Origin of the sequence: Iamia sp. (assembly GCF_035575815.1) — a bacterium.
In the GTDB taxonomy this organism is placed as follows: Bacteria; Actinomycetota; Acidimicrobiia; order Acidimicrobiales; family Iamiaceae; genus Iamia.
In genome coordinates, this window is record NZ_DATLXO010000071.1 from 1 (window position 1) to 15,586 (window position 15,586).

17 protein-coding genes and 1 pseudogene are annotated in these 15,586 nt (G+C 72.7%); 12 read left to right on the plus strand and 6 right to left on the minus strand.

The features are described from left to right. Positions 1–416: hypothetical protein (locus tag VNL12_RS07475; protein ID WP_325593103.1), on the minus strand; the 416-nt coding region annotated here is incomplete at its 3' end. Positions 417–514: 98 nt separating this feature from the next. On the opposite strand from VNL12_RS07475, the gene VNL12_RS07480 reads away from it, so the two are divergent. Further along, positions 515–988, plus strand: a complete 474-nt coding sequence (locus tag VNL12_RS07480) for an OsmC family protein (RefSeq protein ID WP_325593105.1) — start codon at positions 515–517, stop codon at positions 986–988. A gap of 43 nt (positions 989–1,031) precedes the next feature. Here VNL12_RS07480 and VNL12_RS07485 read toward each other — a convergent pair whose 3' ends face one another. After that, positions 1,032–1,325 carry an acylphosphatase gene (locus VNL12_RS07485; protein WP_325593107.1) on the minus strand — a complete coding sequence of 98 codons (294 nt, stop codon included), beginning with the start codon at positions 1,323–1,325 and terminating at the stop codon, positions 1,032–1,034. A 132-nt stretch (positions 1,326–1,457) separates the two neighbouring features. On the opposite strand from VNL12_RS07485, the gene VNL12_RS07490 reads away from it, so the two are divergent. Continuing rightward, a complete protein-coding gene (locus VNL12_RS07490; protein ID WP_325593109.1) occupies positions 1,458–3,467 on the plus strand; it encodes a hypothetical protein in 2,010 nt (669 codons plus the stop codon). A 69-nt stretch (positions 3,468–3,536) separates the two neighbouring features. On the opposite strand, the gene VNL12_RS07495 is transcribed toward VNL12_RS07490, so the two are convergent. Together VNL12_RS07495 and VNL12_RS07500 are read right to left on the minus strand one after the other, a co-directional pair. Further along, positions 3,537–4,130 (minus strand): DNA-3-methyladenine glycosylase I, encoded by a 594-nt coding sequence (locus VNL12_RS07495; RefSeq protein ID WP_325593111.1) that lies wholly within the window; start codon positions 4,128–4,130, stop codon positions 3,537–3,539. Positions 4,131–4,135: 5 nt separating this feature from the next. Beyond that, a complete protein-coding gene (locus tag VNL12_RS07500) occupies positions 4,136–5,113 on the minus strand; it encodes an alpha/beta hydrolase (protein ID WP_325593113.1) in 978 nt (325 codons plus the stop codon). Between the two features lie 124 nt (positions 5,114–5,237). On the opposite strand from VNL12_RS07500, the gene VNL12_RS07505 reads away from it, so the two are divergent. Then, positions 5,238–5,540 (plus strand): WhiB family transcriptional regulator, encoded by a 303-nt coding sequence (locus tag VNL12_RS07505; RefSeq protein WP_325593115.1) that lies wholly within the window; start codon positions 5,238–5,240, stop codon positions 5,538–5,540. 2 nt (positions 5,541–5,542) lie between these two features. Here VNL12_RS07505 and VNL12_RS07510 read toward each other — a convergent pair whose 3' ends face one another. After that, positions 5,543–6,331, minus strand: a complete 789-nt coding sequence (locus VNL12_RS07510) for a hypothetical protein (protein ID WP_325593117.1) — start codon at positions 6,329–6,331, stop codon at positions 5,543–5,545. A gap of 119 nt (positions 6,332–6,450) precedes the next feature. Between VNL12_RS07510 and VNL12_RS07515 the strand changes: the two genes are divergently transcribed. After that, positions 6,451–6,708 carry a twin-arginine translocase TatA/TatE family subunit gene (locus VNL12_RS07515; protein WP_414654865.1) on the plus strand — a complete coding sequence of 86 codons (258 nt, stop codon included), beginning with the start codon at positions 6,451–6,453 and terminating at the stop codon, positions 6,706–6,708. Positions 6,709–6,828: 120 nt separating this feature from the next. Here VNL12_RS07515 and VNL12_RS07520 read toward each other — a convergent pair whose 3' ends face one another. After that, on the minus strand, positions 6,829–7,107 hold the full coding sequence (locus VNL12_RS07520) for a WhiB family transcriptional regulator (protein WP_325593121.1): 279 nt from the start codon (positions 7,105–7,107) through the stop codon (positions 6,829–6,831). 652 nt (positions 7,108–7,759) lie between these two features. On the opposite strand from VNL12_RS07520, the gene VNL12_RS07525 reads away from it, so the two are divergent. From VNL12_RS07525 to VNL12_RS20865, 8 genes and pseudogenes are all read left to right on the plus strand, one after another. Further along, on the plus strand, positions 7,760–8,857 hold the full coding sequence (locus VNL12_RS07525; protein ID WP_325593123.1) for a S1C family serine protease: 1,098 nt from the start codon (positions 7,760–7,762) through the stop codon (positions 8,855–8,857). 78 nt (positions 8,858–8,935) lie between these two features. Further along, complete coding sequence (locus VNL12_RS07530) at positions 8,936–9,208, plus strand: hypothetical protein (RefSeq protein ID WP_325593126.1); 273 nt, start codon at positions 8,936–8,938, stop codon at positions 9,206–9,208. A 7-nt stretch (positions 9,209–9,215) separates the two neighbouring features. Then, complete coding sequence (locus VNL12_RS07535; protein WP_325593128.1) at positions 9,216–10,142, plus strand: ROK family protein; 927 nt, start codon at positions 9,216–9,218, stop codon at positions 10,140–10,142. Between the two features lie 190 nt (positions 10,143–10,332). Then, on the plus strand, positions 10,333–12,498 hold the full coding sequence (locus tag VNL12_RS07540) for an RNA degradosome polyphosphate kinase (protein ID WP_325593132.1): 2,166 nt from the start codon (positions 10,333–10,335) through the stop codon (positions 12,496–12,498). 84 nt (positions 12,499–12,582) lie between these two features. Continuing rightward, positions 12,583–14,094 (plus strand): CYTH and CHAD domain-containing protein, encoded by a 1,512-nt coding sequence (locus tag VNL12_RS07545; protein ID WP_325593134.1) that lies wholly within the window; start codon positions 12,583–12,585, stop codon positions 14,092–14,094. Between the two features lie 151 nt (positions 14,095–14,245). Beyond that, positions 14,246–14,644 carry an NUDIX hydrolase gene (locus VNL12_RS07550; protein WP_325593136.1) on the plus strand — a complete coding sequence of 133 codons (399 nt, stop codon included), beginning with the start codon at positions 14,246–14,248 and terminating at the stop codon, positions 14,642–14,644. A gap of 210 nt (positions 14,645–14,854) precedes the next feature. After that, a complete protein-coding gene (locus VNL12_RS07555) occupies positions 14,855–15,355 on the plus strand; it encodes an SET domain-containing protein (RefSeq protein ID WP_349257813.1) in 501 nt (166 codons plus the stop codon). Next, positions 15,291–15,464 (plus strand): annotated as a pseudogene (locus VNL12_RS20865) (EamA family transporter); the annotation flags it as partial. The gene VNL12_RS07555 and the pseudogene VNL12_RS20865, both read left to right, overlap by 65 nt. Positions 15,465–15,586: the final 122 nt, after the last annotated feature.

Consider the following 15,586-nt stretch of genomic DNA (forward strand, 5'->3'; position numbering starts at 1 on the left):
GAGAGCCCGACCCGCCCGACCCCCTCCCGACGGAGCAAGACGGCCAGCAGCACCGTCAGCGCCACCCCGGCCGCCAGGGAGCCGAGGTTGGGTCCAACGGTGCCGCCGATCGCCTCCAGCCCACCGACCGCCGCCTCGTGCACCGGGGCGCCCGGCGCCCGGCTGACCGCGTAGTCGCCGTCGAGGACGGCCCGGCCCGACTGGATCACCGCCGCCACGTCGAGGTCGGTCCCCGGACCCATCAGCGTGAGCGGCACCAGCCCGAGGACCACGAGGACCCCGGCCACGACCCAGCCGAACCCCGCGCTGACGTCGCGCCACGACCGCACCCCGCCCCCTGCCCCCGGGCCCGTCGACATCCCCACGTCCCCGGCGCCGCCCGACGGCGCATCGGCGCGGGTGGGGCCGGTTGTCACCCCATCATCATCGCCCCCGCCCCCGGCGGCGACGAACCGCGCCCGGGATGGGCGGATCTTCCGCCCCTCGCGACGTCCATGCTGCCTACGCTGGCGGCGTGGCGAACCGGCACTCCTACGAGGTCACCGTCGAGTGGACCGGCGCCGACGGCGAGGGCACCGCGTCCTACCGTTCCTACCGGCGCGACCACGTGGTCTCCCACGGTTCCCGGCCGCCCATCGCCGGTTCGTCGGACCCGGCCTTCCGGGGCAGCCCCCACCGCTGGAACCCCGAGCAGCTCCTGGTCGCATCCCTGGCGCAGTGCCACATGCTCTGGTACCTGCACCTCTCGGCCGATGCCGGCATCGTCGTCGATGCCTACGTCGACCGGCCGGTCGGAGAGCTGGAGCTGGACAGCGACGGGTCCGGGCGGTTCGTGGGGGTGGTCCTGCGGCCCCACGTCACCGTGCGCGCCGAGGCGATGGTCGCGGCTGCAGCCGCACTCCACTCGCAGGCCCACGAGATGTGCTTCATCGCCCGCTCGGTGGCCTTCCCGGTGACCCACGAGCCCACCACCGCGGCGTCCTCCTGACCGACGGGCCGGGCTCGGTGTCCGGGGCCCGCCGTTCCCTCCTTCAGCCCCGGACCGCAAACCCGGCGTTGCCGGTCGGGGCCTCGTCGGTGACCTCGACCCGGTCGACCCGGGCCCCCTCCGGTCCCGTGCGGCACCAGGCCACCACGGCCTCGACGGCGTCGGTGGTGCCCTCCACCACGGCCTCGACGCTGCGGTCGGGCAGGTTGCGCACGTGGCCCGCAACCCCGGCCCGCTCCGCGGCCCGGGCGCAGCCGGCCCGGTAGCCGATGCCCTGGACCGCACCCTCGATGCGCAGCCGCCGCTGCACCCTGGTCGGTCCGTCCGTGCTGCCCACGTCACCCTCCTCCGGTCGCCACGCCCACGGTAGGAGCCAGCCGAGCGCCGCGATCGCGGCCGAGCGACGGCACGGGCCGGCGGAGCGAGGTGGTGCGGGGCGGACCGCTCGGGGCGCCGGTAGCGTGATGCCATGTCGTCGTCGCGCTTTCGCTACAGCCGTTGGGACGGTAGCCAGACCGGCTTCGAGTTCGACGCCGATGACGTGCTCGGCCAGGTCACCGACGACCTGCTCTACCACGGCGACCTGGCCGCCTCCCTGCGCCGGCTGATGCAGCAGGGCTTCGAGGACCGCAACGGCGAGCAGGTCCAGGGCATCCGCGACCTGATCGACCGGCTGCGCGACGCCCGCCGTGAACGCCTCGAGCAGCACGACCTCGGCGGCGCCTACGAGGACATCGCCGAGCGCCTGAGAGACGTGATCGCCCAGGACGCCGATGCCATCGACGCCTTCGAGCAGGAGGCGGCGGACTCCGGCGATGCCCGCCGCCAGGAGCTCACCGAGCAGGTGGCCCAGCAGCGGCGCGACGACCTCGCCGGGCTGCCCCCGGACCTGGCCGGCCAGGTCCGGGCCCTCCAGGACCACGACTTCACCTCCGACGAGGCGCGCGACGCCTTCGACGCCCTGATGGACGAGCTCGGCAAGGAGATGGTGCAGTCCTGGTTCAACGGCATGTCCGACGCCATGGCCGACCCCGACCCCGAGCAGATGGCCCGGGTGAAGGACATGCTCGCCGAGCTGAACGAGATGCTCGCGCAGCGGGCCGCAGGCCAGGAACCCGACTTCGACGGCTTCATGAGCCGCTACGGCGACATGTTCCCGGAGAACCCGACCAACCTCGACGAGCTGCTCGAGGCCATGGCCCGGCGCATGGCGGCGATGCAGTCGATGCTCGCGTCGATGAGCCCCGAGCAGAGGGCCCAGCTCCAGTCCCTGTCCGATTCCCTCATGGATGACCTGGACCTCAAGTGGCAGATGGACCAGCTCGGCGCCAACCTGCGGTCGCTGTTCCCCGACGCCGGGTGGGGTCGGCGCTATGAGTTCGAGGGCGCGGATCCGTTGGGCTTCGCCGAGGCGGCGGGCGTGATGGACGAGCTGAGCGACCTCGATCAGCTCGAACAGCTCCTGACCCGGGCCTCGTCACCCGGTGCGCTGGGTGACGTCGACCTCGAACGGGCTCGCCAGCTCCTCGGCGACGACGCCGCCCAGAGCCTGGAGAAGATGGGCGAGCTGGTCGAGATGCTCACCGAGGCCGGCCTGATCGAGCAGCGCGAGGGCCGCCTCGAGCTCACCCCCCACGGCTTGCGGCGCATCGGGCGCAACGCCCTCCAGGACATCTTCAAGCGCCTCGATCCCACCCAGCTCGGTCGCCACCAGACCGACCGCACCGGCGTCGGCCACGAGCGCGCCGATGAGACCAAGGCCTATGAGTTTGGCGATCCGTTCAACCTCCACATCGAGCGCACGATCCGCAACGCGCTGACCCGCCAGGGCGGGGGCACGCCGGTGCGCCTCACCCCCGACGACTTCGAGGTCGAGCGCACCGAGCACACGGTGCGGGCCTCGACGGTGCTGATGATCGACCTGTCGCTGTCGATGCCCATGCGCGACAACTTCCTGCCGGCGAAGAAGGTGGCCATGGCCCTGCACCACCTGATCGGAACGCAGTACCCGCGCGACTTCCTCGGCCTGGTCGGCTTCAGCGAGGTCGCCCGGCCGATCGTCGCCCACGAGCTGCCCGAGGTGTCGTGGGACTTCGTGTACGGCACCAACATGCAGCACGGCTTCATGCTGGCGCGCAAGATGCTCGCCGGTCGCGGCGGCACCAAGCAGATCATCATGGTCACCGACGGCGAGCCGACCGCCCACCTGAACGCGGCCGGCGCACCGGTGTTCCACTACCCGCCGGTGCAGGAGACGATCGACGCCACCCTCACCGAGGTGCTGCGCGTCACCCGCGAGGGCATCCGCATCAACACCTTCATGCTCGATGCCACGCCGTACCTCCAGCGCTTCATCGAGCAGCTCACCGAGCTCAACCGGGGCCGGGCGTTCTTCACCACCCCCGAGACCCTCGGCGACTACGTGCTCGTCGACTTCATCGAGCAGCGCCGGGAGATGACCCGCCGGCGAGCGAGCTGACCGACCCGTCGCCCGGTCCGGTGCGGGAGAGCCCGTCCGCCGGGGCCCCGCCCGGCCGGGGACGGATCGTCAAGGTCCCGGGGGCACCCAGCAGCCTTCGAGGTGGTCGTCGACGAGGCCCATCGCCTGCATGAAGGCGTACACCGTCGTCGGTCCGACGAAGCGCCAGCCGCGACGCTTCAGGTCCGCGCTGAGGGCGGACGACTCGGCGGTGGTGGCCGGGACGTCCGCCAGGCGCGCCGGGCGGGGGCGGCGCGCCACCGCCTCGGGCACGAACGACCGGACGTGGGCCGAGAGTGAGCCGACCTCGTCGATGAGCGCAAGGGCTCGATCGGCGTTGGCGACCGCGGCGGTGATCTTCCCGCGGTGCCGGACGATGCCGGCATCCCCGAGGAGCCGGGCCACGTCGGCCTCGTCGAAGCCGGCGACGGTCGCCATGTCGAAGGCCGCGAACGCGGCGCGGAACGCGGGTCGCTTGCGCAGGATCGTGATCCAGCTCAGGCCGGCCTGGAAGCCCTCGAGGCAGAGCTTCTCGAAGAGTCGGGTGTCGTCGGTGACCGGTCGGCCCCACTCGTCGTCGTGGTAGGCGACGTAGAGCGGGTCGGTGCCGCACCACCCACAGCGGGCGCGACCATCGTCGGCCCCGACGATGAGGTCATCCATTCGCGTCAGCCGGGCTCGACCCGCCGGTCGTGCCACTCGGCGATGTGGGCGACGATCGCCTCGGGCTCCTCGATGGGCAGGGTGTGGCCGGCCTCGGGGAACCACTGGATCTCGGCGGTGGGGATGCGCTCGAACATGTGGGTCGAGCACCGGGGTGGGGTGAAGGTGTCGCGCTCGGCGGCGAGGATGAGCGTCGGGACCGTCACCCGGCGGAGGTGGTCGGCGGCGGAGTGGCGACGCATGGCGTCGAGGGTGCGGATCATCACCGCGGTGTCGGCGGCGGCGATGTGGCGCAGGTACGGAGCCATGTCCGCCGCCTTGGCCTTGGGCCCCGTGGCGCGCGCCCGTTTGGCGGCCCAGGCTCCGAAGGCGGTGAGGCGCGCCGGCGCCATGGCCACTCGGGTGATCGCGGCCGGCACAGTGGTGACGGCCAGCTTGGCCATCGGGAACACCATGTCGGCGAAGGGCATCCCCATGAAGGTCTTCAGCGGGTTCTCGTAGCTCCCGGCGATGAGCACCAGCCCGGCCACGCGCTCGGGCGCGGTGCGATCGAGCTCGAGGGCGACCTGCACGCCCATGGAGTGGCCCATCACCACGGCCCGCTCGATCCCGGCGGCATCGGCGATCTCGACGAGGTCCCGGGCCAGGCGACCGATGGTGATGTCGTCGGGCCGGAGCTCGCGCGCCCCGCGACCGGGGTGGCGGGGCAGGCCCGACGCGCCGTGGCCCCGGGCATCGACCAGCAGGACGGGGTGTCCGAGGCCGGCGAGGGCGGGGGCGATGTGGACCCAGTAGGCGTCGCTGCAGGACCAACCGTTGACCGCGACGACGGGGTGGTGCGCCGCGACGCCGTCGGCTGCCGGGAGCAGCGTCCAGGCGATGTTGGTGCCGTCGTCGACGCAGGTGCGACGGTCCTTGGCGAACAGGGCGAAGCCGGAATCATGGCCCTCGGGTGGGTCATACGGCGCAGATGTCAGGGTCACGAGGGCGGAAACCTACTCCGCCCTTGCGCAACGGCCAGCGAACGGTCAAGATCACACCGATGTAATTACGAGTGTGGTAGTAGGCCGTTGACGTCGTCAGGGGTCGGGGGACAGGAGGTCGATCATGCACATCTCCCATGAGACCGGTGAACCGCCCGGCTGGCACGACTACGCCAACTGCCTCGGTGTCGATCCCGACCTGTTCTTCCCGGAGCGGGGCGCCTCGACTCGCGAGGCCAAGGAGGTGTGCCGTGGCTGTGTCGTGCGCGAGGACTGCCTCGAGTACGCCCTCGACAACGGCGAGAAGTTCGGCATCTGGGGCGGGATGAGTGAGCGCGAGCGCCGCCGACTGCGGCGCCAGCGGGCCGTCGGCCGGCGCGGCGACGAGGCCGCCGCTGAGAGCGCCACCGCCGTCGGCGGCGGCTGACCTCAACGCCGGCCAGCGACGCGAGCCTCGATCGTCCGGGCCTCGTCGAGGTCCAGCTCGCTCCACCGCCCGCGCGGGGTGGCGGCGAGCACCGCGGCGGGCACCAGCCCCACCAGCTCGGCCCGGTGGATCCGGGCCTGCCCGGCGACCCGGTCCCAGACCTCGGCGGGACCGACGCGGCTCGGGTCGATGAGGTTCATCGACACCTGCACCTCGTCGCCCACGGCCAGGCCGAGGGCCCGTACCGACGGCGAACGCAGGGCGTGGGCGATGCGCCGGGCCCCGTCGAGGTCGGGCTCGACGAGCCACAGGTTGTAGGCCACCAGCAGGTCGCGGGCCCCGACCGCCACTGCTCCCGCACTCGGGTGGGGCCGGTGCGGTCCGGTCGTCGGGTCGAGGCCCGCGAAGGCCCGGGATCGCACGTCGGGGAGGGTGCGCTCGGGGCCGTAGGTGAAGCAGGGGAGCCCCAGGTCCTGCGCGGCCCAGGCGCAGTAGCGGTCGCGAGCGGCGGTGGCCTCGATCATCGACGACGCGGCCCCGAGGGGCACGAACGGCACGACGTCGACCACGCCGATGCGTGGGTGGGCGCCCGAGTGGACCCGGAGGTCGAGGCGGTCGACCGCGGCCCGTGTGACGCGACGGGGAGCCTGCTCACCGAGGAGCGTCAGGACGCTGCGGTGGTGATCCGCGTCGGTGTGGAGGTCGAGCAGGTCGTCGCCCGCGGCGCGGACCAGGTGGTCCAACGCAACCAGGTCGCGACCTTCGCTGACGTTGAGCACGCACTCGAGCACGGCGCCGAGTGTGTCAGGCCGATCCGTCCCGTCAGGGTCCGGCGCCCGACCCCGCCTGTCAAAGCGTCCGAGGCACCGGTAGGGTTGAGGTCATGGCCGGTCTAGGTGCACCTGAACTCATGATCATCCTCGTGATCATCCTCCTCATCTTCGGCGGCGCCAAGCTGCCCAAGCTGGCGAAGTCTCTCGGTGAGGCCCGACGGGAGTTCGAGAAGGGGTCCGAGGAGGAGGAGGCCGAGGCTCGCCGCAAGGCGGCCGCCAAGGACGTCGCCGCGACTCCGGTGCCCTCCAAGGAGGAGGAGGATCTCCTACGCCGCGAGGATGACCTTCGCCGGCGCGAAGCCGAGCTGAAGCGCCTCGATGAGGAGTCCCGCTAGAGCTCCCGGCCGCGAGGCCGCCGCAACCGCACCTCCCGGCGACGCCCCGAGACCTCCACAGCCCGCCCCTCGGGGCGGGCTGTGATGGTTCTCAGCCGGGTGGGAACGGACCCGTCCTCGTCATCCGGGCTGGCGGGCGAGCTCCTCTTGTGCTTCGAGGGCGGCCAACCGGCGGCGGCGTAGGATCCGACGCCGCTCCCGCTCGGAGCAACCGCCCCACACGCCGTGCTCGATGCGATGCTCGAGGGCGTACTCGAGGCACGGCTCCTTCACCGGGCAGGTCGCGCAGATGCGCCGGGCGACCTCGACCCCGACCCCGTCGCTGGGGAAGAACCTCGACGGCGGTTCGTGCGCACAGTTCCCCCGCTGCATCCACTTGGCGATCTGATACTCGTTCACGGTGGTGACCTCATCCTCGACGCCGGGACCCATGGGTGGTTCGCTGGTGCGGGTCGTCTGGATGGGTCTTCCCAGATCGCCGGTCAAGCCCGTGTAAAGGAAGCCTCCCGATCGCGGCGGACCGGACCTTGCCCGCCAGCACGGCGGGGGAACGACGCGAACGGGTGGGAGGCCCCCCCGGTGCGGACCTGGTGCCGCTGCGGTCGGACCCTGACGAGGGCGAGGTAGCGTGACGGCGCCCCCGGCGTCGCTCGCACGGTCGCGGACGGGCACCGAAGGAGACCCCGTGTCGTACCCGCCGTCAGCTCCTCCCCCGGGACAGGGGGGCACCCCGAACCCTTGGGCCCCGCGCGGCCCGGGAGGGACGACCGCACCCACGACCACCTGGTCACCGCCCCCGTCCTCGTCCGGCACCGGCAGCTCTGCTCGGGCCCCCGACCGGGCCGCAGCGGCGCCGACCGGGCCGCAACCGTGGGCCCCCTCCGGCGGGCAGGGGCCGGGGTATCCGGCGGGACCGCCCGCGGCCTCGGGTGGCGGCCAGCCGCCGTACCCGCCGGGCTACGGACCGGTGCGCCCTGCGAGCGGTGGTGCACCGGGCTCGACCCCCGCGTCGGGTCCTTCGCCGTCCCCCCAGGACCGGGGCGGGCGGCTCATGTCCGCTCTCGTCGGTGGCATCGTCGGCGCCGTGGTCGCCGCTCTCATCGCGTCGGGGCTGGTGCTGGTCACCAGCGACGAGGACGTCGAGGCGGTCGGCCCCGGCTCGACCACCACGGCTGCGGGCCCCAGCGTGGCCCCCGGAGAGCGCCTCGACATCCAGCAGATCCTGGAGGCGGCCGAGCCGAGCGTGGTGGCCATCAACACCGGCTTCAACGCCCAGCCCGGCGCCACCGGTGCCGGCACCGGCTTCGTCATCGACGAGACCGGCTTGATCGTGACCAACGCCCACGTCATCGAGGGGGCCGACGAGATCTCGGTGACGTTCTTCGACGGCTCCGCCATCGGCGCCGAGCTGGTCGGGTCGTTCCCGGGCGAGGACGTGGCCATGGTGCGCGTGGAGGGCAAGGAGGACCTGCGCGCCGCAGTGCTCGGGTCCTCCGACGACCTCCGGGTGGGCGAGGACGTCGTGGCCATCGGCAACGCCCTCGGCCTCGGCGGCAAGCCGACGGTCACCACCGGCATCGTGTCGGCCAAGGACCGCTCGATCAGCGGCGACACCGAGGACGGCGGCACCATCGCCCTCGACAACCTGATCCAGACCGACGCCGCGATCAACCCAGGCAACTCGGGGGGACCGCTGCTCAACGCGGCGGGCGAGGTCGTCGGCATCAACACCGCGGTGATCCCCGGGGCGGCGAACATCGGCTTCGCCCTCGCCATCGACTCGCTCAAGCCCCTCATCGAGGACCTGCGCGACGGCGACGGCGAGGTCAACCCCGAACAGGCGGTGCTCGGCACCTCGACCGTCGAGGTGACCAGCCCTGACATCCCACCCGAGCTGCTCGAGCAGTTCGGCGTCACGGGCATGGAGGGTCTCCTGGTGTCCGAGGTGCTCCCCGACTCGGGCGCCGAGGAGGCCGGCCTCGAGCCCGGCGACGTGATCCTGGAGGCCGATGGGCAGACCACCGACACCAACGAGGTGTTGAGCGAGGTCGTCCGGGCCAAGGCTCCCGGCGACGTCGTGTCGATCTCCTTCGAGCGCAGGGGCCGGGTCGACCAGGTCGACGCCACGCTCAAGCGTCGCGGCGGCTGACCCGCCGTCGGGCACCGTCCGCGCGCCAGTCGGTAGGGTGGTCGGCTGCACCCGGCCCGTCGGCCCCAGGAGACCCCGTTGACCTACACCGAGTTCGAGCGCGATCCCAACGAGCCCCCGCGGGGCCATGCCCGGGTGATCTACCTCGGTCCTGTGGCCCCCCACTGGGAGATCGGGTCGGACTTCGGTGACCGGATGCTGATCGACGGGTTCCGCGACCGGGTCCAGGCCCGTCTGCAGCTGGTGCCGCCCCACGACCCGCAGTTCCGCCGCAACCGCGAGCGCGTCATCCGCGACGCCGAGCGGGAGAACCTGCTGCTCGACTGGGACCTGGGCGAGCCCGAGAGCTGAGGCGGCCGTGCCCCCGGCGACCATCGGCGTCGACCTCGGCGGGACCAAGGTCCTCGCCGCCACCGTCAACGGCGACGGCGATGTCGGCGCCCGGGTCAAGCGCCCCACCTCCACCGACGGGCCCGAGGCGGTGGCCGCCGCCATCGCCGAGATGGTCCGAGAGCTCGGCGGTGCCGAGCGCATCGGCGTCGGCACCCCCGGGTTCGTCGACTCCGACGGCGTCGTGGGCGGCGTGCCCAACATGGTGGGCTGGGACCCTCCGGTGGCGCTCCGGACCCTGCTCCGCGAGGCGACCGGCATCCCGCACATCGTGGTCGACAACGACGTGAACGCCGGCGCCCTGGGCGAGGCGGCCCACGGCGCCGCGGTCGGGTACCCCGATGCCCTGTGCGTGTTCATGGGCACCGGCGTCGGCGCCGGGCTGCTGCTCGACGGGCGCCTGCGCCGGGGGCCACGGGGCCTGGCCGGCGAGATCGGCCACCTCGTCGTCCGCGCCGGTGGACGTCGGTGTGGCTGCGGCGGGCGCGGCCACGTCGAGGCCTACGCCGGGCGGGCCGGCATGGAGGGCGAGGCCCGGCGCCGTCACGCCGCCGGCGAGCCGACCGCCCTGATCGACATCGCCGGCGACGACCGCATGAAGTCGTCGGTCTTCGCCAAGGCCCTCGATCGAGACGACCCGATGGCCCACGAGCTCCTCGGCGAGGCGGTCGAGGCCGTGGGGGCGGCCATCGCCACGGCCGTGATGCTGGTGGACGTCTCGGTGGTGGTGATCGGCGGCGGCGTGGCCGACAAGCTCGGCCCTCACCTCGTGGCCCGGGTGGGAGCAGCGGCAGCCGGGCTCCTGGGCGGCGGCCTGGCCGTGCCCGTCGTCCCCGCCGCGCTGGGCGACGACGCCGGCGTGGTCGGCGCCGCCCTCCTGGCCCGCGGGGCCTGACACCGCCGTCGCGCCGCCCTCTGGCCCGCGGGGCCTGACGAACCGACCACCGCACCGTCGCGCTGCCCTCTGGCCCCCCCGTCTCCGGGCGCAGCCACCACCGTCCACCGCCTGTCCGCCCCACGGCCACCGCCCGTTCACGCAGGGGCCGGTCGGCGTTCGTCGGCCACCACCGATAGGCTGACGGGCCATGCCGCAGCCGCAGCCCGTGCCGTCCCCGCCTGTCGAGGCGCGGACGACCGGTGAGGCCGCGACACCGGGCCCCGGGGGCTTCGCCCGCGACGACCCCGACCGGTTCTTGAACCGCGAGCTGTCGTGGCTGGACTTCAACGAACGGGTCCTCGCCCTGGCCGACGACTCGTTGATCCCTCTCCTCGAGCGAGCCAAGTTCCTCGCCATCTTCAGCCAGAACCTCGACGAGTTCTTCCAGGTGCGGGTGGCCGGGCTGCTCGACCAGGTCGCGGCGGGCATCCGCCACCGGGCCTTCGACGGCCGGTCGCCCACCGCCCAAGTACGCGAGCTGACGGCCCGGGCCCGCGTGCTCGTCGAGCGCGAGGAGCGGCTCTTCCTCGAGCACATCGTCCCTGACCTGGCGGCCAGCGGCGTCGTGCTCTCGTCCTGGGAGGAGCTCGACGACGACGACCGCTCCCACATGGTCGGCGTCTTCGAGAACCGCATCTTCCCGGTGCTCACCCCCCTCGCTGTCGACCCCGGTCACCCCTTCCCCTACATCTCGGACCTCTCGCTCAACCTCGCCGTCACCGTCCGCGACCCGGTCACGGACGACAAGCGCTTCGCCCGGGTGAAGGTGCCGCCGGTGCTGCCCCGCTTCGTGGTGATGCCCGACGGCGAGCGCTTCGTCCCCTTGGAGCAGGTGATCGCCGCCCACCTCGACCAGCTCTTCCCGGGCATGGTGGTCGACGAGCACGTCGCCTTCCGGGTGACCCGCAACGCAGATCTCACCCTCGAGGAGGAAGAGGCCGACGACCTGCTCGCCGCGGTGGAGATGGAGCTGCGCCGCCGACGGTTCGGCCGCTCCGTGCGCCTCGAGATCGACGCCCATGCCACCCCCCAGGTGCGCGAGCTGCTCATGCGCGAGCTCGACGTCGACGAGCACGCCGTCTACGAGCACGTCGGTCCCCTCGATCTGGGGGGCCTGTGGGCGGTCCACGCCCTCGACCGCCCCGACCTTCACGACGAGCCATCCCCGCCGGTCACCCCGATCCGGCTCTCGGCCCCCGACGGGGAGAAGCTCGACATCTTCGCCGCCATCGCCGAGGGCGACATCCTCGTCCACCACCCCTATGACTCCTTCGTCACCTCGGTCGAGGAGCTGGTGCGTCGGGCGTCGCGCGATCCCAAGGTCCTGGCCATCAAGATCACCCTCTACCGCACCTCGGGCGACAGCCCCATCGTGCGCTCGTTGGTGCGCGCCGCGGAGAGGGGCAAGCAGGTCGCGGCCCTGGTCGAGCTGAAGGCCCGCTTCGATGAGGCCAACAACATCGAGTGGGCCAAGGTGCTGGAGGAGGCGGGCGTCCACGTCACCTACGGGCTGATGGGGTTGAAGACCCACACCAAGACCCTGCTCGTGGTGCGCGACGAGCCCGAGGGCATCCGCCGCTACTGCCACGTCGGCACCGGCAACTACAACTCCAAGACGGCCACGCTGTACGAGGACCTCGGCGTGCTGAGCGCGGATCCCGACCTCGGCGCCGACCTGACCCAGCTGTTCAACTATCTCACCGGGTACGGCCGCAACGTGCGGTACCGCAAGCTGATGGTGGCGCCCCACTCGCTGCGCTCCGGCATCGTCGACCTCATCCGGGGCGAGATCGACGCCGGTCCGGGCCGGGGCCGGATCATCATGAAGATGAACAGCCTGGTCGATCCGCAGATGATCGACCTGCTCTACGAGGCGTCCGAGGCCGGCGTCGAGATCGATCTCGTCATCCGCGGCACCTGTTGCCTGCGCCCGGGGGTGCCGGGCCTGTCCGAACGCATCCGGGTGCGCTCCATCGTCGGCCGCTACCTCGAGCACTCGCGCATCTACTGGTTCGCCAACGGCTCCGATGACGGCGGCCCGCTCGTCGCCTTCGGCTCGGCCGACCTCATGCCCCGCAACCTCGACCGCCGGGTCGAGGCTCTCACGGTGGTGATCGACCCGGGGCTCGAGGCCCAGGTGCGCGAGGTGATCGACGTGAACCTGGCCGACGACAGCCTGGCGTGGTCCCTCGGACCCGACGGCTCGTGGCAGCCGGTGAAGGGCGACGGCCTGGTGCACGCCCAGGACCGCTTCCGCGAGCTGGCGCTCTCACGGACCCGGCGCCTCGAGGTCGACGACGAAGATGACATCTGAGCGACCGGCTCGGCGCCGACGAGCAGCGGCGCGGGCGACGCCGGGTGTGGGCGGCGGGCCCGGCTCGGCGGCGATGATCGTGCCGTGATCGAACGCGAGATCAAGCTCTCGGCCTGGCCGGCCTTCACGTTGCCGGACCTCGACGGTGTGGCCGACGGTGCCCGCACGGCGCGACGCGAGACCATCGACCTCGATGCGACCTACTTCGACACCCCGGACCTGCGCCTCGGTCGGCGGGGCATCACCCTGCGCCACCGCCGCCGCGGGCCCCGTGAGACCTGGACCCTGAAGCTACCGGCGGGCGCGTCGGGCCTCGATGGGGGCCTCGCCCGCGACGAGATCGACGTGTCGGCGCCGGCGGGAGACATCCCGGAGCGGTTGGCCCTGCTCGTCGCGGGCCACGTCCGCACCCAGTCGTTGCGGAAGGTGGCCCGGCTGATGACGGTGCGCCGCCGCACCCTGGTGAAGGACGCGGAGGGGATGGTGCTGGCCGAGATCGACGACGACGAGGTGTCGGTGATGGCCGGGGGCCGGGTCGCGGCCCGCTTCCGCGAGATCGAGGTCGAGATCGCTCCTGACGCCGAGGCGGAGGTGGCCGAGGCCGTGATCGACCGCCTGCGCCGGGCCGGCGCCGGGCCCGGCGGCACCCTGCCCAAGGTGGCGCGAGCGGTCGGCCCCGGCTTCCTCGAGCCGCCCGAGGGCGACGTGACCCCCCTCCCCGACGACCCCACCGCGGCCGACGTCATCGCCCTGGCCGTGCGCAGCTCGGTGGCCCGCCTGCTCGACCACCACGCCATGGCGATCCTCGGCGATGATCCCGAGGGGGTGCACCAGATGCGGGTCGCGACCCGGCGCCTGCGCTCCGACCTCCGCACCTTCCGTCCCCTCCTCGACCGCGACGTCACCGACCCACTGCGGCGCGAGCTGAAGTGGTTGGGCGAGATCCTCGGCGGGGTGCGCGACGCCGACGTCCTCACCCCGCGCATCGCGGACGGTGCGACCCGGACCCTCGAGGCGAGCGATGCGCCGGCGGTCGCGACCGTCCTCGACCGCCTCGCCGCCGACCGTGGCGCGGCGGTGGTCGTGCTCCACGAGTCCTTGGGCTCGGACCGCTACCGGAGGCTGCTCGACGCTCTCGTCGCCCTGGCGGTCGCACCGCCCGTCCGCCGGTCGGCCTCGGCCCCGGCCGTCGACGTCCTGCCCGATCTGGTCGCCCGGCCCTGGCGCCACCTCCGCAAGGCGGTGGGGTCATCCGGTGACCAGCCGTCCGGCGAGGAGCTGCACGAGGTCCGGAAGCGGGCCAAGGCGGCGCGGTACGCGGCCGAGGCGGTGGAGCCGGCGATCGGCAAGCCGGCCCGCCGCGCCGCCAAGGGGGCCAAGGCGGTCCAGAGCGTGCTCGGCGACCACCAGGACACCGTCGTGGCCGAGGAGTGGTTCCGGTCCACGATGGCCGCCCCTGGCGTCGCCGTCTCGGCTGCCTTCGTCCTCGGGGCCCTGACCGCCGACGAACGGGCCGAGCGAGCGGAGCTGCGATCGGCGTGGCCGGCGGCCTGGCACAAGGCGTCCCAGCCCAAGCGATGGTCGTGGCTTCCCTGATGCCGTCCGTGCCGGCCGGTCGTGGTTGACCGGGCCGACGGGCTCGCAATCGGCGGCGGTCCGGGACCGGCGCCGGTCAGCGTCGAGGGGGCGGGCGGACCGGGCCCGGTGCAGCTCCCGGCGCTCGTGGGGTGGTCGTGGCGGGGTCGCCGTGGCTGAGCTCGTCGATGTCCGGGCTGCGGGCGGCCTGGTGCTGCGCCGGGGCATCGAGGGCGACGAGATCCTGCTCGTCCACCGCCCCCGCTACGACGACTGGAGCCTGCCCAAGGGCAAGGTCGACCCCGGCGAGACCGACGAGGAGTGCGCCCTACGCGAGGTCGAGGAGGAGACCGGCATGCGGTGCCGTCTGGGCGCCGAGCGGGACTCAACCCGCTATGTGGACCACAAGGGCCGCTTCAAGCTGGTGCGCTACTGGCACATGGAGGTCGAGGGCGGCGCGTTCATGCCCAACGACGAGGTCGACGAGGTCCGCTGGCTGCCGATCGTGGAGGCCGTTGCGCTCCTCACCTACGACCACGACCGGGCCCTCGTTCGAGGTGACGGGGCGTGAGCGATCACGTCGCGTCGGCCCGCTCGACGTCAGGCGGCTGACGTGTCGCAGAACCAGCTTTGTACGGAGGTGTGCCACCGAGGTTCACGTCCGTACGAGGTTCGATGGAGCGGCGAGCGTCGGGCAGGATCGCCCCGGAGGCGTCGGCTCGGCGATGCTGGGTGCGTGGACGCCCCTCCTCGTGACGTGTGGGTCCATCCGGTCGTCGTCGTGGGCGATTCGCCCATCGCCGGGCGAGGCCTCTTCGCCACCGAGGTCCTGCCCGTCGACACGACCGTGATCCGGCTGGGCGGGCGGCTCGTGTCGTCCGCCAAGCTGGACGAGCTCCTCGGCGCCACCCGGGTCGATCCCGGCGCACCCTACGTCGACACGATCACGGTCGAGGAGGACCGTCACCTGGTGCTGCCGACGGCCACGATGGTCCACTTCGGCAACCACAGCTGCGACCCCGTCCTGTGGCTCACCGGGCCCTATGTGATCGCGGCGCGCCGGACGATCTCCACGGGAGAGGAGCTGACGCTGGACTACGGCACCGTCTCGGGAGCACCTGGTTTCAGGATGCGATGCCGCTGCGGCCGAGCGGCGTGCCGCGGCGAGGTTTCGGGCGACGACTGGCGACGTCCCGAGCTGCAGGCTCGGGCGCCACGTCAGCGCCCTGCTCTACCTGACCCCGCCGGCCACGATGATCTGGGCACTTCTCATGTTCGGTGACCAACCTGGACCTCTCAGCCTCGCCGGTGTCGCCGTCTGCGCCGCCGCCGTCTACCTGGTGCTCTGGTGGGCTCATGATCAGCGGCCGCAGGCGCGCCCCTTGGAGTGACCACCAACCGGCACGGGTCGAGAGCCCGGAGACGGCTCGTCCGCTCGCTGACCGTTCTCGCGGATCGCTTGCGGGCAGCTCGGCTGTGTTGGAGCCAGCTTGTCAGCCCCCTGGCGCCGACC